At 65.1% G+C, this 17,821-nt stretch carries 11 protein-coding genes and 1 tRNA gene; 4 read left to right on the top strand and 8 right to left on the bottom strand.

Annotated features, from left to right (window positions below):
* Nucleotides 1-466 precede the first annotated feature (466 nt).
* A complete protein-coding gene (locus WCL10_RS18270) occupies nt 467-1,321 on the bottom strand; it encodes a PhzF family phenazine biosynthesis protein (protein ID WP_336897079.1) in 855 nt (284 codons plus the stop codon).
* 95 nt (nt 1,322-1,416) lie between these two features.
* A complete protein-coding gene (locus WCL10_RS18265) occupies nt 1,417-2,550 on the bottom strand; it encodes a carbohydrate porin (RefSeq protein ID WP_336897078.1) in 1,134 nt (377 codons plus the stop codon).
* Between the two features lie 560 nt (nt 2,551-3,110).
* Between WCL10_RS18265 and katG the strand changes: the two genes are divergently transcribed.
* Entirely contained in the window at nt 3,111-5,342 is a 2,232-nt protein-coding gene (katG, locus tag WCL10_RS18260) for a catalase/peroxidase HPI (protein ID WP_336897077.1), read from the top strand.
* Between the two features lie 55 nt (nt 5,343-5,397).
* Here the strand turns inward: katG and acs are convergent, their stop codons facing one another.
* The 3 genes from acs to WCL10_RS18245 form a co-directional block, all read right to left on the bottom strand.
* A complete protein-coding gene (acs, locus tag WCL10_RS18255) occupies nt 5,398-7,353 on the bottom strand; it encodes an acetate--CoA ligase (RefSeq protein WP_336897076.1) in 1,956 nt (651 codons plus the stop codon).
* 137 nt (nt 7,354-7,490) lie between these two features.
* Complete coding sequence (locus tag WCL10_RS18250; RefSeq protein ID WP_336897075.1) at nt 7,491-8,774, bottom strand: aminotransferase class III-fold pyridoxal phosphate-dependent enzyme; 1,284 nt, start codon at nt 8,772-8,774, stop codon at nt 7,491-7,493.
* A gap of 20 nt (nt 8,775-8,794) precedes the next feature.
* Nucleotides 8,795-9,472 carry a TetR/AcrR family transcriptional regulator gene (locus WCL10_RS18245; protein WP_336897074.1) on the bottom strand — a complete coding sequence of 226 codons (678 nt, stop codon included), beginning with the start codon at nt 9,470-9,472 and terminating at the stop codon, nt 8,795-8,797.
* 164 nt (nt 9,473-9,636) lie between these two features.
* Between WCL10_RS18245 and WCL10_RS18240 the strand changes: the two genes are divergently transcribed.
* Both WCL10_RS18240 and WCL10_RS18235 read left to right on the top strand, forming a co-directional pair.
* Nucleotides 9,637-11,904, top strand: a complete 2,268-nt coding sequence (locus tag WCL10_RS18240) for a TonB-dependent receptor (RefSeq protein ID WP_336897073.1) — start codon at nt 9,637-9,639, stop codon at nt 11,902-11,904.
* 36 nt (nt 11,905-11,940) lie between these two features.
* Nucleotides 11,941-13,677 carry an NAD(P)/FAD-dependent oxidoreductase gene (locus WCL10_RS18235; protein WP_336897072.1) on the top strand — a complete coding sequence of 579 codons (1,737 nt, stop codon included), beginning with the start codon at nt 11,941-11,943 and terminating at the stop codon, nt 13,675-13,677.
* Here the strand turns inward: WCL10_RS18235 and WCL10_RS18230 are convergent.
* Nucleotides 13,665-14,804: a hypothetical protein gene (locus WCL10_RS18230; RefSeq protein WP_336897071.1), complete on the bottom strand. Its 1,140-nt coding sequence runs from the start codon at nt 14,802-14,804 to the stop codon at nt 13,665-13,667. The two genes, WCL10_RS18235 and WCL10_RS18230, sit on opposite strands and share 13 nt — an antisense overlap.
* A 150-nt stretch (nt 14,805-14,954) precedes the next feature.
* A tRNA-Pro gene (locus tag WCL10_RS18225) sits at nt 14,955-15,031 on the bottom strand.
* A 419-nt stretch (nt 15,032-15,450) separates the two neighbouring features.
* On the opposite strand from WCL10_RS18225, the gene astD reads away from it, so the two are divergent.
* Nucleotides 15,451-16,863: a succinylglutamate-semialdehyde dehydrogenase gene (astD, locus tag WCL10_RS18220; protein WP_336897070.1), complete on the top strand. Its 1,413-nt coding sequence runs from the start codon at nt 15,451-15,453 to the stop codon at nt 16,861-16,863.
* Between the two features lie 161 nt (nt 16,864-17,024).
* Here the strand turns inward: astD and WCL10_RS18215 are convergent, their stop codons facing one another.
* Entirely contained in the window at nt 17,025-17,795 is a 771-nt protein-coding gene (locus WCL10_RS18215; RefSeq protein WP_336897069.1) for a class I SAM-dependent methyltransferase, read from the bottom strand.
* Nucleotides 17,796-17,821: the final 26 nt, after the last annotated feature.

Raw genomic sequence — 17,821 nt, 5'->3', positions numbered from 1 at the left:
GCTCGTCAGGCTCATAACCTGAAGGTCGCAGGTTCAAATCCTGCCCCCGCAACCAGCCTTTGGCTTGGTCGGCGTATAACTTGACAAAAGGCCCCCGCTCGCAAGAGCCGGGGCCTTTTGTCGTTTCTGAAGGGTCCCAGATCGACTGCTTCCATCGGTTCGATGGACTTGGGTTCGATGGACTTGTCGCTGCGGCGACGAAGCATCGGCTAATGTACCGTCGCCGCGTGGAAAATTACCGCTTCACGATGCGCCGCGAGTTAGGTGACGGCACTTATGTCTCGCTGGTTAGGGCTAGTTTCGCACTGATAGCATCTGACGTCTGACCAGATCACCTGGCAAACCAACAATCGATCCCGGGCACCCCAGGGCAAATCTCAGTGACCGCAGCGCAGGCACAACGCGGTCTGGCCCCACTGCCCCACTGACTGGGCTCATCGAGGGCGACTTAGTTCCGCCTGATTCTTTATAGCGCCCCCTGACCAGTCTCGCCCGCAAACAAGGTTGACGTGTTCCCACCAACCCAAAGCGGTCCGCCGGGGTCCTGTGTGATGTGGATCCGGCCTGCGCGGCCGAGGCGGGCGCCTTGTGTGGCAGTGTATGGGGGCGTTACGAGGCCCTCTGCGATCATCCATTGGGCGGCGGAGGCATTGAGACTGCCGGTCACTGGGTCCTCGATCAGTCCGCCGCACGGATCGCTGAAGATCGCGCGCACTTCATAGGCATAAGGACTTTCGGCGCCGTGCAGGCCGACCAGGCCAATGTCGATCCGCCCGCTATGCGACCGTGCCGGTTCGACCGCCAGAACGCAGGCGGCATCCCTCAGCTGAATGCCGAGCCAGCCGGGTCCGTTGTCGATCCACTGCGCAGCGATAACCTCGCTCTCCCCAATCCCCAGCACTTGGCACGCTTCGGCAAGCTTGGCCGTATCGACGGGCCCACTACGCAGCAGCGGCGGCGCGGCGAAGGCAAGGCCGTCCGAGCCCCGGCGCACGCTGATGAGGCCCGCGCCGCATTCCTGCACGACCACGTCTGCATTCTTCGGAACGCCGCCCCACGCAAGCCAGGCATGGCATGAGCCGAGTGTCGGGTGGCCGGCGAAGGGCAGTTCACGGTCGAGCGTGAAAATGCGCACGCGATAATCCGCATCCGGCGTGGTTGGCGGCAGGAGGAAGGCGGTTTCGGAAAGATTGAGCCAGCGGGTTATGGCTTGCAACTCGGCGGTCTCACGATCGGCCTGAAGCGCGATTACGGCGAGCGGGTTACCGGAAAACGGCGCTTCGCCAAAGACGTCGACAAGTTGGAACGGATACTGCGACATGGCTTATGCTTCTCTTCGCGCTGGGATGGTCGGAGAACTGAAGTTTGCCAGCGGGCGCCTATTTGCAAGCGTGAAAAGCGTGTGCGGGTAGCAGCTCAACTATCGGGAAGGGCGAAGCTGAAGCGCAGGCCGGCAACGAGCACATTGCGCGCAGTGGGGTTCCAGCCGGGATGGACCACATATTGCAGATCAGGCTGGACGAGCAGCCACGGTGCAAGCGGGCGCTGCGCGGTGAGTTCGATCACGGTTTCGGCCTGGCGAGCGTGGTCCGTGGCATAGAGAGTGCGGCGCGCAGCGCTACCGAGACTTGCATGCGCCCCGGCGAGGCCAAGCCGCCAGTTGCCAACCGTGGCGACCGCTCCGCCGCCGAAATAGGCAGCGATCTGATTGGCGCGGGGATCTGCGGCGCCGACACGTAGCCACGCGCTGACCTTGCGGGTGATCGCTCCTTCGACGAGCCCATAGACTCCCTGTGAAATCGCGGGCGGGCGTGCCGGATCGAGCGCGTCGAAGCGTGTGGTGTAATGCCATGCGCCGGCTTGAAGCATCCATGTGCCCAGCGGCACGCGCGCTTCGGCGATTAGCAGCGCGCCGGTCGTGCCAGGCAAACGCAGCGCTACCTTGCGCGGATCATGGCTGCTGCCGGCGAGTGCATCGAACACGCCGAGTGCGAGGCCCTTGCGACCGTGTTGCAGGCGCAGCACTGCGGCCGCTGCGGTCATCGGGAAAATCGAAGGGCCGTTGAGTCCGCTTTGCGAGATATCGGGCCCGATGCCAAAGGCGCTGTTGACGAACAGCGCACCGGTGTTCTGGATGTCGAACTCGGCGTTTAGGTCGATCAGGCCGGCCTTGGCCGAGACATGCGGATTGGGCTTCCACAGTGCCCAGGCCTCATAAACATGGGGGAGGGTATCTGCCTCCAGGCTGCTGATCGTTTGGTAGGCGCCGACGCGGCGGCCGGAAAAATCCGGACCATGCACGGCCATCACGTCGATATGTGAGGAGAGCTTGTCGAGGCCGATGGCGGCGCCTTCGAGATCTAGCCAGGCATCGACGCGGCCAACGACGTCGGTGCCGTATTCGGGACTGCCGACCACGGCGGACAGAACATCGACTGTCCACGATGCGCCCGGTTGCACGGCAGATTGCGCAACCGCGGGCGCGGCGAAGCCTGCCGCGACCGAGGCCGCGGCGAGAGCGAAAGCGAGGGTGAACGGGCAGCGCATCATTGAACCGGATACTGCAGGAATGGCTAATCTGAGCCTTTTGCACGATCAGGAAAAGGGCGCAGCATGGGTGCAGCAATCTGTCAGGGTTTGGCGAGAGTGTTGCCCCACTGCACCGCCTTGAAGCCTTGGCGCCCGACCGTCACATATCTCGCAATTTCATGATGACTCCGCCGCATCTATGCGGTAATTGCCCGATCACAATGCAAGTCGTTCACCCGGCGCGGCCTTGGGAGAGGATGCGTAAAATTGCACCGCGCCGGGTGTCCAGATTTTTTTGTCCCCTGACCTTGATCGAGACTCCGAAGCGCGCAGCCGCAAGGTTTTGTGCGTTTTGTTGCTGATTGATCGACGCGGTCGATCATAGTGAGCGGACAAATGAACTGGCCCTGAAAGGGGGCCATGCGCCAGAAGGTAACGGCTCGGTGGCCCCCTCCTCCTCCCGGCCCCGGGCACTTCGATCACGAAACCAGAGCGGTATCCGGCCGGGATGCGCGCGCGGGTCGCCATGCGGGCGGCTGCGTCCCCATGTCCGGCTTCCGCAATACGAGAGGACCATAGAGATGCGCGCTTCGCTTTCTACCCTTGCCATGGCGCTGCTGGCAGCCATGCCGGTGGCCGCACAGGCAGCCGATGCGGCTACGACCGGCCCCGCCTCCACTGCCGAAAAGCCCACAACAAACAAGGACTGGTGGCCTGATCAGCTCGATCTTACGCCGCTGCGGCAGAACGAGAACACCGCCGCCAGCCCCTATGGCGCCGACTTCGACTACACCAAGGCATTCCTCAGCCTCGACCTCAAGGCGGTGAAGGCCGATATCGCCAAGGTGCTGACCACCTCGCAGCCGTGGTGGCCGGCGGACTATGGCAACTATGGCCCGTTCTTCATCCGCATGGCCTGGCACAGCACCGGCACCTATCGCACGATGGACGGGCGCGGCGGCGGTGCGGGCGGTGAACAGCGCTTCGAGCCGCTGAACTCGTGGCCGGACAATGCCAATCTCGACAAGGCGCGGCGCCTGCTCTGGCCGATCAAGCAGAAGTATGGCCGCAAGCTCTCGTGGGGCGATCTCATGGTGCTGACAGGCAACGTCTCGCTCGAGCAGATGGGCTTCAAGACGCTGGGCTTTGGTGGCGGCCGCGCGGATACGTGGCAGCCCGACGCGGTCTACTGGGGCACCGAGAAGAAGTGGCTGGAAGCCAATGGCGACCGCTGGAACGAGAAGCGCCAGCTCAAGGGCCCGCTTGCTGCGGTGCAGATGGGGCTGATCTATGTGAACCCCGAAGGCCCGAACGCGAACGGTGATCCGATTTCGGCGGCGCATGATATCCGCCAGTCGTTCGGCCTCATGGCGATGAACGACGAGGAGATCGTCGCGCTGATCGCGGGCGGCCACACCTTCGGCAAGGCACATGGCGCGCATGCGGCGACCTGCGTCGGCGCGGCACCGGCGGGCGCGGGGATCGAGGCGCAGGGCACTGGCTGGAAGAACAGCTGCGGCACCGGCATGGGCAAGGATGCGGTGACGAGTGGTCTCGAAGGCGCCTGGTCGGCCAACCCGATCGCGTGGACGAGCCAGTACCTCGACAACCTGTTCGGCTTCGAGTGGGTCAAGGTGAAGAGCCCGGCCGGGGCGACGCAGTGGCAGCCAGCCAATGCAGCGGACGTGCAAATCGTGCCCGACGCGCACGAGGCGGGCAAGACCCACGCGCCGATCATGTTCACCACCGACATGGCGATCAAGCAGGACCCGGCGTTCCGCGCGATCGCGCTGCGTTTCAAGGACAAGCCCGAGCTCTATGCCGATGCCTTTGCCCGCGCGTGGTTCAAGCTGACCCACCGCGATATGGGGCCGAAGAGCCACTACATCGGCACGGACGTGCCGGCGCAGACCTTCACCTGGCAGGACCCGCTGCCGGTCGAGAACCACCCGCTGATCGGCACGGCCGAGATCGCTGCGCTCAAGGGCAAGGTTCTGGCCTCGGGCCTCAACCCGGCGCAGCTGGTGCGCACGGCCTGGGCCTCGGCCTCGACCTTCCGCGTGTCCGACTTGCGCGGCGGTGCCAACGGCGCGCGCATCCGGCTTGCTCCGCAGAAGGACTGGGCGGTGAATGAGCCGGCTGAGCTCGCCAAGGTGCTGGCCGCCCTTGAAAAGGTGCGCGCCGATTACAACCGTGCTGCGCAGGGTGGCCGCACGGTGAGCATGGCGGACCTGATCGTGCTGGCGGGCAATGCCGCGGTCGAACAGGCGGCCGGCAAGGCGGGCGTTTCGCTCGAACTGCCGTTCACGCCGGGCCGGGTGGACGCAGGCGCCGAGCAGACCGATCCCGCTGCTTTCGCGCCGATGGAGCCCAAGTCCGACGGCTTCCGCAACTTCCATGCGGCGGATGCGTGGCAGTCGCCTGCCGAGGCGCTGGTCGACAGGGCGAGCTTGCTGGGGCTGACCGTGCCCGAAATGACCGTGTTGGTAGGGGGCCTGCGCGTCCTCGATGCCAATGCGGGCGGATCGAATGCGGGCGAATTCACCAGCCGCCTCGGCACGCTCTCGAACGACTTCTTCGTCAACCTGCTCGGCATGGATACCGTGTGGAGCAGGGCTGGTGCAGCCTTTGAAGGCCGCGACCGGGCGAGCGGCGCGGTGAAGTGGACCGCGACGCCAGTGGACCTGATTTTCGGGTCCAACTCGGAGCTGCGCGCGGTAGCCGAAGCTTATGCCAGCGACGATGCGCGCGAGCAGTTCGTGCGCGATTTCGCCAAGGCCTGGACCAAGGTGATGAACGCCGACCGTTCGTAAGTCGGGCAAAGGAAAAGGGGCCGGATCGCTTGCGCGGTCCGGCCCCTTTTTCGTGTCAGGCGTTCGGGCGGTTCGCCAGCAGGTTGTCGACCACCGACGGATCGGCCAAGGTCGAGGTATCGCCCAGATTGCCGGTGTCGTTCTCGCCGATCTTGCGCAGGATGCGGCGCATGATCTTGCCCGAGCGGGTCTTGGGCAGGCCGGGGGCAAACTGGATCACGTCCGGGGTCGCGATGGGGCCGATTTCGTGGCGAACCCATTGCACGAGTTCCTTGCGCAAGGCCTCGTCCGGCTCGACATCGGCGTTGGTCGTCACGAAGGCGTAGATACCCTGGCCCTTGATTTCGTGCGGCATGCCAACGACTGCGGCTTCGGCGACCTTGGGGTGGGCGACGAGCGCGCTTTCAATTTCTGCGGTGCCCATGCGGTGGCCCGAGACGTTGATCACGTCGTCGATGCGGCCGGTGATCCAGTAGTAGCCGTCCTCGTCGCGGCGGCATCCGTCACCGGTGAAGTAGTAACCCGGGAAAGTGGTGAAATAGGTCTGGAAGAAGCGCTCATGATCGCCCCAGACAGTGCGCATCTGGCCGGGCCAGCTTTGCGTGATGACGAGGCAGCCATCCGCCGCGCCTTCGATGAGCTGGCCCTCCCCGGTGAGGAGCGCGGGCTTGACGCCGAACATCGGTCGCGTGGCCGAGCCTGGCTTCAGGGCGGTAGCGCCGGGAAGCGGAGTGATCATCGCACCGCCGGTTTCGGTCTGCCACCAGGTATCGACGATCGGGCAGCGGCCTTCCCCGACGACCTTGTGGTACCATTCCCAGGCTTCGGGATTGATCGGCTCACCGACCGATCCGAGGAGGCGCAGGGATTGCCGTGCGGTTTTCTTCACCCATTCGTCGCCTTCGCGCATGAGGGCGCGCAGCGCAGTGGGGGCGCCATAGAAAATCTCGACCTGGAACTTGTCGACGACCTGCCAGAAGCGCGACGGCTCGGGGAAGTTGGGCACGCCCTCGAACATGACCGTGGTCGCGCCGTTGAGGAGCGGGCCGTAGACGACGTAGCTGTGGCCCGTCACCCAGCCCACATCCGCCGCGCACCAGTAGATCTGGACAGAACCGTCAGATTTAGGCCGATAATCGAAGACGTACTCATGCGTCATCGAGGCCCAGACGGAATAGCCACCGGTAGAGTGGAGCACGCCCTTGGGCTTGCCGGTGGAGCCCGAGGTGTAAAGGATGAAGAGCGGGTCTTCGGCGCTCATTTCCTCCGGCGGGCAATCGGCGGATTGTGCGGTAACCGCGCTGGCCCAGTCGACATCGCGGCCGTCTACATGCGGCACAGCGGCGCCGGTGTGCTTGAGGACAATGACGGTGTCCACGCCGGGGCATTGGGTCAGCGCTTCATCGACGTTGGTCTTGAGCGGCACACGCTTGCCGCCGCGTAGGCCTTCATCGGCGGTGATGACCAAGCGGCTGTCGCAATCCTTGATGCGGCCGGCGAGGGCATCGGGGGAGAAGCCGGCAAAGACGATCGAGTGGATCGCGCCGATGCGTGCGCAGGCGAGCATGGCGACGGCGGCTTCGGGGACCATCGGCAGGTAGATCGTAACGCGCGAGCCGCGCACGACGCCGCGCGACTTGAGCAGATTGGCAAAGCGGCAGACAGCTTCGTGAAGCTCGCGGTAGGTGATGCGGCGGTCGGGCGTTTCCGGGCTGTCGGGTTCCCAAAGTATGGCGATTTGGTCGCCGCGCTCCGCGAGGTGGCGATCGAGGCAATTGGCGGCGAGGTTGAGCGTGCCATCCTCGAACCACTTGATGCCGAAATCGGCCTCGTGGAAGCTGGTGGTGCTGACCTTGGTGAAGGGCTTGATCCAGTCAATGCGCTGCGCTTCCTCGCGCCAGAAAGCGTCGGGTTCGGCCAAGGAGCGCGCGTACATGGCCTGATAGCGTGCATCGTCGATCAGGGCGCCCTTGGCCCAGTCTTCGGGGACCGGATAGGTGGTCTGGCTCATGGGGGCGTCCTCTCGGCTAGTTTGGTTTGGCGCCGTATAAGACGCAATCACCGGGGTTTGCCAAGCCTTGAAATCGTCCCTCCGACCCGCCTGCGGCGGGCCACCTCCCCGAGACAAGCTCGGGGAGGGATGGGCGATCAGTGCGCTGCGGCCATGGCGGTGAGGAACATGAGGACGACGGGGTGGGGTTCGATAGTGGCCAGCTGCGCTTTCACCGAGGCGAAGGCTTCGTCGGCAGCGGTGAGGGCGAATTCGACATCGGCCTCGGTCATCGCGGCGCAGAAGAACATGTTGTGCCAGGGGTGGACGTAGACGCCGCGCTTCAGCATCGCCTCGCCCCATGCGAAGCCCACGCGGTAGTCCGGATCATTGTCGAACAGGATCTGCGGCATCTGGACAGGGCCGGTTTGGCGCAGGGCAAAGCTGTGTTTGGCGGCGAGGGTGTCGAGGCCTTCGCGCCACATTGTGCCGAGGCGGATGGACTTTTCAAGGTAGTCGCTCTCGCGCAGGATCTTCAGCGTTTCGACCCCGGCAGCCATCGGCACAGCGGCGAACCAGAACGAGCCGGTGACGTAGATATGGCTCGCGCCTTCGCGGCAGCGGTCGTTGCCGAGGAGGGCCGAGATCGGATGGCCGTTGGCGAAGGACTTGCCCCAGCAGCTCATGTCCGGCCGCACGCCGACCAGTTCCCAGCTGCAATCGCGGATCAGGCGGAAACCGGCGCGCACGTCGTCGACGATGAGCATGGCGCCGGTCTCGTCGCACAGTTCGCGGGCGCGCTTGGCATAGGCGGGATCAGGCAGCGCCTGATCGACGAAGGCATCGTGCTTGAAGGGCGAGGCGAAGATCGCGGCGAGATCATCGCCCGCTTCGGCGACCGCGGCTTCGAGGCTGGCGATATCGTTGAACTGGTACTTGGAGATGAACGCACGCTCTTCGGGGACGATCCCGGCGGGCATCGGCGTGCACCATGGCGCGGCGCCGTGATAGGCGCCTTCCGCCACGAGAACGCGGCGCTTGCCGGTCTGCGCGCGGGCGGTGGTCATCGCCATGGTGGTGGCGTCGGTGCCGTTCTTGCAGAACATCGCCCAATCGGCGTGGCTGATCATGCTCACCAGCGTCTCGGCAAGCTCGACGAAATGGGCGCTGGGGCCGGTAAGCGTATCGCCCTTGGCGAGTTGGGCGACGGCGACATCGTTTACCTGCCGGTTGTTGTAGCCGAGCAGGTTGGGGCCATAGGCGCACATGAAGTCGAGGTAGCGGTTGCCATCGACGTCCCAGATGTAGGCGCCTTCACCGCGCTCGAAGAACTGCGGGTAGGAGGCGGGAAGCAACTGGGTCGATTCATGGCCATACATCCCGCCCGGCACGACTTTGAGGGCGCGCTGGCGCAGGGCTTGGTCGGCGGCGTTCGTTGTCATTGGACTCTCCCTCTTGTCGTTCAGGCGGCTTGCTCCGCTGCGGCGCGCAGCGGCAGGTGTTCGGGCAGGAAGGTGCGGGCATAGGCTTCACGCGCGAGGCGGGCCTGCTCTTCATAGGCGTCGGTGATCGCACCGTGGCGGTGGACCGAGAGAGTCCAGATCGCATCGTTGATCACGAGGAGTTCGGTGAAGCGCTCGACCAGGTCGGCGCTGGGGGCCACATCGAACAGCTGGCAGAATTCGGCCATGCTGCGCTCCGCCAGCACACTGTCGTTTTCGAGATCGCGGGCGCGGATCGAGGCCGAGAGGCCAGAGCCGAGCAGAAGCCGGCGTGCAGCGCCGTGGGCGTTGTAGTGATCGCGGCCGTGGCCATAGCGCGCGGCAAAGAAGGCCTGCCAGGTGGTGACGCCGGGCGGCAGCGGCTTGTCCAGCAGTTCGACAAACTGGCGCGTGTAACGTTCGGAAAGGGCTACGAAGACTTGCCCCGCATCGGGGAAGAAATGGTAGATCGAAGGGGCGGAGAGGCCTGCTTCCTCGGCGAGGGTGTAGATGCTGATGGCCTCGGGTTCGAGCGTCTCAAGCAGGCGGTCGGCCGAATCGAGAATCGCCTCGAAGCGCTGCTGGCTGCGCTTCTGGCGCGGGCGGCGGATCGCTTCGGCTGTGCCGGGCGCCGCGGGCCGGGGGATCATCGTGACCATCGCGCCAAGCCTAGCGCCAATCGCGCGCCATTCAACCCAGTTTCGGATAAAAATCCGAATTTATGTCAGATTCGGCTTGACGCTGCGGGCGAATGGGGGAAGTTTTGCACCGTGGGATCACGGCCCGCGCCTTTGCGCTGCGGAGCCGAAGCGGGGGAAAGACTATGCGTCGGGCCAATGTGAAGCGGTGCCTCGGGTTCATTCTGGCGGGGAGCGCGCTCGCGCTGGCCATGCCGGCCTTTGCGCAGGACGCCGCGCCGCCCGCCAGGGATGACGTGGTGGCGGAAATCGTCGTTACAGCGCAGCGCCGCGCGCAGAACGTGCAGGACGTGCCCATCGCCATCGCGGCGATCAGCGGCGATGCGCTGAGCGAGACCGGCATCCGCGATCCGCGCGATCTCACGCTGCTCGTGCCGAGCCTTTCGATGCAGGCGGGCACCGCGGCTTCGACCACCTCGCTCTTCATCCGCGGCGTGGGCATCGGCGATTTCAATTCGAACACGACGGGCGCGGTCGGCGTCTATGTCGATGACGTGTTCCTCGGCGCCAATGCGGGCAAGCTGTTCAACGTGTTCGATTCCGACGGGATCGAGGTGCTGAAAGGGCCGCAGGGTACGCTCTATGGCCGCAACACCACGGCGGGCGCGATCCGCTTTGCCAGCCGCAAGCCGACCGACGAACTGAGCGGTGATTTCTCCGCGCTCTATGGCCGGTTCAACGAAGTGCAGCTTGAAGGCGGAATTGGCGGTCCGATCGTCAAGGACTTGCTCAAGGTGCGCGTGGCGGGCTTCTACAACCGGCGCGACGGGACGACCTTCAACCGCCTGACGGGCAACAAGGTCAACAACATCAACCTCTGGGCGCTGCGCGGCATTGCCGATCTGACGCCCGCGCCCAATGTGCTGCTGCGGCTTTCGGTGCACGGCGGCAACAACACCGGCGGGGCGCGGCAGTTCCAACATCGGGGGTCGGGGGTCGACTTCTTCGGGAATACGGCGGTGCTGCCTGATGGCACGCCGACCGACGCCTTCGGCTATGCCGATACCGACAACAACGTCTATGCCGGCGACTACAATGTCGAAGGTAAGGAGCGGATCGGCGTGTTCGGCGCTTCGCTGATGGGCCAAGTCGATTTCGGCGGTGTGCAGCTCACCTCCATCACCGCCTACGAGCAGGTCAACCGCGCGACGCTGGAGGATACCGACGCGAGCCCGGCAGACTTCGTGGTGGCCTATTACGAAGACCGACCGCGCCAGTGGAGCCAGGAGCTGCGGCTGCAATCGACCGGCGACAAGGCGCTCAACTGGATCGTCGGCGGGTACTATTTCCATGATACTCTCGCGACCGACAGCAGCTTCGATTTGCTGCGCAGCCTGCGCGATCCCAATGATCTCCTCGGCACGTTCGATCCGGTCAATTCGCTGGGCCTGCTGCGCTATCCCTATACCCAGCGGACACGCAGCTTCGCCCTGTTCGGCCAGGCGGATTACAAGCTGACCGACAAGCTTACCGCGACGGTGGGGCTGCGCTGGTCGAACGACCGCATCAGCATGGATTACCACAGCCTGTTCGATGCGGTGGGCGGCGTTGTGCCGGTGAAGGCCTATTCGGACGTGACCTTGCCGTTGCTCGACTTCAAGGGCACCAAGACCTTCCGCGATCTCTCGTGGCGTGCGGCGCTCAACTACAAGACGGGTGACACGCTGGTCTACGCCTCGTTCTCCAAGGGCTACAACAGCGGCGGATTTGCAGGCGGCGCCTCGACCGACCCGTTGCAGCTCACGCCGTTCAATTCCGAGAAGCTCTACGCCTATGAAGTGGGGCTGAAGACCGAGTTCCTCGACCGCAAGGTGCGGTTCAACACCTCGGCGTTCTATTATGACTACCGCGATCTGCAGGTCTTCGTGTTCGATCTCACCGGCCCGATCCCGGTGCAGCGCAAGCTCAACGCCGGCAATGCCGAGATCTATGGCCTTGAGGCCGAGCTGACCGTCCGGCCGACGCGGAACCTCGACCTGTTCGGCGCGGTGACTGTGATGCACAGCGAATACAAGAAGTTCGCGGCCTTGGGCGGGGTGAGCTACAACGGCAACCGGCTAGTCAATGCGCCAAAGTTCGCGTTCTCGGGCGGGGTCAATCTGACGGTGCCGCTGTCTGGTGGATCGGCGATCAAGGCGCGCGTGGATGGGACCTATGTCTCCTCGATCGCGCTGTTCCCGGACAATGCGGCGAGCACCGAGGTCAAGGGCAACGGCCGGATCAACGCGCGACTCGCCTGGCAATCGGCCTCCAAGGTCTACGAGGCGGCGCTCTGGGTGAAGAACCTCAATTCGGCGCGGGTGATATCCTCAATTGCGCCAGTCATCACGCAGGACCAGATCAACTACAACGATCCGCGCACCTTCGGGGTGCACCTGGTCGCGCATTTCTGATCAGCGTGGTGTCAATAGAAAAGGCAATAGTTCCAAATGCTTGACGTACATGGCTGGCTCGCAAAGCTTGGCGCCGCGCTTGATGCAGGGAACGGGGCCGCAGCGGCGGCGTTGTTTCTGCCCGACGGGCTTTGGCGCGATTACCTCGCGCTCGGCTGGACTCTGGCGACGCATGAAGGAACGGAGGCGATTGCGGCCTTCGTCAACGCGCGTGCGCCGGGATCGGGTATCGGCCAGTGGGCAAGCGATGCCGCGCCGGGCGCGAGCGAGGGCTTCATCACCTTCGAGACCGCGCAAGGGCGGGGCGAAGGCTATGTGCGGCTGGTGGGCGAGCATTGCCTGACCTTCCTCACCGCGCTGGGTGAACTCAAGGGCTTCGAGGAGCCGCTGCGCGGGCGGCGCCATTCGGGCGTGGTGGACGAGACCGGGCAGCGCACCTGGGAAGACGTGCGCCATGACGATGTGGAGCAGTGGAACGAAGCCAATCCGCCCTATGTGCTAGTGATCGGCGCGGGGCAGGGCGGCCTTGCCTTGGGCGCGCGGCTCAAGATGCTGGGCGTGCCTTGCCTGCTCATCGACAAGTATCCGCGCGTGGGCGACCAGTGGCGCTCGCGCTACAAGTCGCTGCTGCTGCACGATCCGGTGTGGTACGACCATATGCCCTACGTGCCGTTCCCCGATCACTGGCCGGTCTATACGCCCAAGCAGAAGATGGGTGATTGGCTGGAATACTACGCCGGGATTATGGAACTGGGCGTGTGGACCAGCACCGAATGCAAGGGCATTTCGCGCGATCCGGCGAGCGGCAAGTGGCAGGTTGCGCTGGAGCGTGAGGGCAAGCCCGTGACGCTTTCGCCCGAGCATGTGGTCATGGCGGTGGGCAATGCGGGCTTTGCGATCACGCCCGAGTTTCCCGGACAGGACACGTTCAAGGGCCACCAGTGCCATTCGAGCGCACATCCCGGCGGCGAGGGATTGGCCGGCAAGCGGGTGATTGTCGTCGGCGCGAACAACAGCGCGCATGACATCTGCGCCGATCTTGTGAGCCACGGCGCCGAGCCGCTGATGATCCAGCGGTCCTCCACTTTGATCGTGCGGCAAAGCACGATGGAGAAGATCCTGGGCGGGGCCTATTCGCAGGAAGTGGTCGATGCCGGGCTCACCACCGAGAAGGCGGACCTGCTGGGTGCCTCGGTGCCCTTCCGCTTGTCGGAAAAGGTCAACAAGGCGGCGTGGGACCAGATCCAGATCGAGGAGGCACCGTTCTACCAGCGGCTGACCGATGCGGGTTTCCAGGTCGATTTCGGGCCGGACGGCACGGGCATCGCAATGAAGTTCCAGCGCACATCCTCGGGCTATTACGTCGATGTCGGCGCCTCGGACATGGTGGCCGACGGTCTCATCAAGGTGCGATCGGGCGTTAGCATCGAGCGGATCGTCGAGGACGGCATGGTGCTTTCGGACGGGAGCCATGAGCGGGCCGACGTGATTATCTATGCGACCGGCTTCGGCGACATGAAGCAGTGGGTAGCACGGTTGATCAACCCCGAGGTCGCCGAGCGGATCGGCAAGACCTGGGGCTACGGCTCGGGCTTCCCCGGCGACGAGGGCCCGTGGGAAGGCGAGATGAAGAACCTGTGGAAGCCGACGCCGGAGCCGGGTCTGTGGTTCATGGCAGGCAATCTTGCCATGGCGCGCAGCTATTCGCGCTATCTGGGGCTGCAGCTGAAGGCGCGGTTCGAAGGGCTTCCGGTCGAGCCCTACGCCGGGTAGGCGGAAGGGCGCGGGCGGGCGGCAAACGCTGCGAGGATCAGGGCGAGGCTGGCGACCAGCGCGATGGCGCTGGCGAGGATCACGGTGTCGAGCCCCTGTTCGGCGAACAGTACGCCGACAAGGGTGGGCAGGATCGCAGCGCCCAGGAGCTGCGCCGAAGCCCCGAATGGCAAACTGCGGCGGGTCGGGTCTGCCTCCAGCAGGAAGCCTGTGAGCGCCGGGCTGACCACCATCCACACGAACCCGTAGCCGACCACCAACGCCCAGCCTGCCGCGCCCTCGGCACCGCGCAGCAGGAGCGCGGCGACAATGCCCAGCAGCAGGATGGCCATGGCGATGACCCGCGTGCCGCTGTGGCCGCGCTCGCCGATGGCGATGGCGCTCAGCGTGCCGATCATCTGGCCGACCATCGAGGCAGTGAGCATCGGTGTGATCCGCTCCGCAGCAATACCGCGCGCCTCGAGCCACAGGCCCATGTAGGCCCAGACACCGATGCACGCGCCTGCCACCAACCCCACGGCGACGAGCGCGATCCAGCCCGAGAGCGGGGGCAGGCGGGTTGCGGGTTGTCCGGCCAGCTCGGCGTGCAGGGGCGCGAGGCTTGCGGGAACGAGCGGCAGCACGAGCACCGTTATTGCGACGATCACGGCCAGCGACTGCTGCACTGCGGCCGCCGAGGCTGCGCCGGTCTGGGCCGAGAACCATTGCAGGATTGCGTACTGGCTGGCTGCCTGGAGGAACAGAAACGCCGCTGCGGCAGCGTTGAGCCCGCTGCGCCGGGCGATCGCAGCGGCCGCGATGGCAACGAGCAGACCCCCGCCTGCGCCCGACAGCGCGCGGGCCAGAAGCAGCGGCACCATGGCCGGGAGCAGATTGGCCGCGATCGTCAGGATCACGCCGGCCAGCGCCACGAGCCGAGCCGGCATCCGTCCCAGCAGAGCAATGCCGCCCGCGCTGCCGAGCGCAATCGCGGAAATCTCGATGGCGGCGAGCAGGCCGAGGCTGGCTTCGGTTATCCGCCCCTCGTGCACATAGCTGCCATAGAGCAGCGGCTGCACTCCCAGCACAAGAAGGCCCACCGCGCCCAGGATCAGGCTGGCAGCAAGCGGCAGCAGCCCTTCGCGCATGCCGGCAGGCTTCGGGCCAGTTCCGTGCACGTCCCGCATTTCGCTGCCCACCCCTCCGCAACCGGATAATTATCCAATTCATCGCGGAGCCCCGCAAAGGTGTCAAGGAACCAGCGGTGGCTGTCTTTTGAGGTGGCTGGCCGGAAGGAATGGTCGGGGAGACAAGATTCGAACTTGCGACCCTCTGCTCCCAAAGCAGATGCGCTACCAGGCTGCGCTACTCCCCGACTGATGCGAGCCCTAGTGCAAGCGGACCCGTTGCGGCAAGGTGCAATTCTCTGTCACGCGCGGATGCCCCGAAGGGGGCTTGGGACGCCGACCGATTGCTGCCATAATCTAGGGGTTCGGTTCCATCTCGGTGATGGAATGTGCTGAGGGGGCACCGGGCTCGTGGCGGAATTGTTGAAACGGTTGGGATGCCTTGCGGGCCGCCATTCACCCGTGCGCCGCGAGGTGCACTATCAGGGGCACGCGAAGACCGGGCCCTGCCGCTATTGCGGCGCCATGCTTGAGAAGCGCGGGGACGGGCGCTGGGCGCGGCGGCGCGGGGTCTGATCGGTTCCGGCCTGGCGCCACGTGGCGGTTGACCTTCGCGCTGGGCGCGCCCAAGTCGGCGGCTCGTTGACCCATGTGCAAGGAGCGCCCCATGACCAACCCGACGACCGGCTGGATTTCCACCGACCCCATGACCGGCGATGTGCTGTGGCAGGGTGAGGACGCGGACGTCGACGCGGCGGTGGCGGCGGCGCGCGCGGCGCAGGGGGATTGGGCGCTGCGTCCGCTGGCCGAACGGATCGCGATTGCCGAGCGTTATGCCGCAGTGGTCAAGGCACATGCCGAGGCCTTTGCGCAAGTGATCGCGCGCGAAACGGGCAAGCCTTTGTGGGAGGCGCGCACCGAGGTCGGCACAGTGGCCGCCAAGGTTGCCATTTCGATCACCGCACAGGCCGAGCGCGCAGGCGAGCGCCATGGCGAGGCGGCGGGCGTGCCGCAGGCGCTGCGGCACAAGCCGCATGGAGTTCTTGCCGTGCTGGGGCCCTACAATTTCCCTGCGCACCTGCCCAACGGCCATATCGTGCCCGCCCTGCTGGCGGGCAATGCGGTGGTGTTCAAGCCTTCGGAACTGACCCCGGCGTCGGGTGCGTTCATGGCGGACATGTGGAAGGAAGCAGGGCTGGCCGAGGGGCTGCTGGTGCTGGCGCAGGGCCGCGCCGATACGGGGCGCGCGCTGGCGGCGCATCCGGAGCTCGACGGACTGCTATTTACCGGATCGTCGAACACCGGACTTGCGCTGCACCAATCCTTCTCAGCGCGGCCCGACCGCATTCTCGCGATCGAGACAGGCGGCAACAATCCCCTGGTCGCCTGGGACATTGCCGAAGCAGATGTGGCGGCTGCGGCTTCGCTGGTGGTGCAGTCGGCGTTTCTTTCCGCCGGCCAGCGCTGCACCTGCGCGAGGCGGCTGATCGTGGGACCGGATAGCGATGCGCTGCTGGAGGCGGTCGCTGCCATGGCTGACCGCATCATCGTTGGCGGACCGTTCGACGAGCCTGCGCCATTCATGGGGCCGGTGGTTGACATGAACGCGGCGGCGCGGGTGGTGAAGGCGTGGGAGGCGCTGGTGGCCATGGGCGGCAAAGTGATCCGCCCGCTCGAGCAGCTGCGCGAAGGTACGCCGCTGCTCTCGCCCGCGATGATCGACGTGACCGGGCTGCCGGTGCCCGACGAGGAGATCTTCGGGCCCGTGCTGCAAGTGATCCGCGTGCCCGATTTCGAAAGCGCCATGGCATCCGCCAATGCGACGCGCTTCGGCCTTGCCGCCAGCCTCATCGGCGGGGACGAGGCGCTCTACCGCCGCTTCTGGGCTGCCTCGCGCGCAGGCGTGGTCAACTGGAACCGGCCGACGAACGGTGCGGCGTCCTCCGCTCCGTTCGGCGGTGTCGGGATTTCGGGCAACCACCGCCCGAGCGCCTATTACGCGGCGGATTACTGCGCGTGGCCGGTGGCGAGCCTCGAAAGCCCCGCCATCGCGCCGGCGGCGCTGACGGGGCTGCGCTGAGGATTCCGCCTTCAGCAAGGAAGGATCAGCACCCGCCTATCGCTTCCTCCTGTCGACGCCGTGCGTGCAGCGACAACAGGACGGATGCGTCTCCAGGCTGACCTTCTTGGTTCCAGAAATGCCCGGATGAGGTGGTGGCCGGTGCCTGCATTACCGTAAGGTCAGGCGTGCCGGGTTAGCGGTCGACGCGCCTTGTAGAAGACTGTCCGGAATTTCGAGTGCCATGGTAGCGGCACAGAGATCCGCCCGCGGAGCGCATTCCTTACTGCTACCTTGGCACACCAGAGCAGGCTGTCGACGGCCCGCTCATCCTTGCTCTCGAGCACAAGGCCGATTTGTTCGAATGTTCGCCGCATCTGCCCGGGGCCGGAGAAAACAAGGTGGTCCGGCAGGTAAAGCTTGTCGGCAAACTGTTCGCGGTTTGCCAGATCGGCGATGTTTCCGGTCTCGACAAACAAGACCCCGCCCGGCCGAAGTTTCGCCACAAGCTCTGCGCCAAAACTCAGGAAATCGGGGACATGGGAATAGACGTTGATCAGCGAGATCACGTCATATGGCCCGGTCATGTCCTTGAGCAGGCGGCTCGACACCGGCAAACCGAGCGACTGCGCTCGTTCGACCTTCGGCTGCATGGGTTCAATGCCGCAAACAGTGCTGCCTGCGGGCGCGACCTGCTGGACTGCTGCCACAACCTCGCCGTAACCGGCGCCCACGTCGAACCAGCTGATCGGCTTGCCCTCGCTCCAGTCGTGACCGAACAGCTTGCGGATTATGGCGGCGTATTGTCTGGTCTTTGACGCTCGATAGTGGCTTCGGACGTCCAATGCGCCGTCTTCTCCCCGATGCACACCGACCTTGTTTGCGTCGTTGATCTCGTCGTCTGATGGACGGGGATCTACATAGAGCAGGCCGCATTGCTGGCACTTGCCCATGGCAAAGCCATTCTCTTGAGCCCACG

The organism is Novosphingobium sp., from assembly GCF_037133355.1.
GTDB lineage: Bacteria > Pseudomonadota > Alphaproteobacteria > Sphingomonadales > Sphingomonadaceae > Novosphingobium.
Note: the sequence above shows the minus strand (reverse complement) of the source record. Positions and strands in the feature narration are given on the sequence as shown.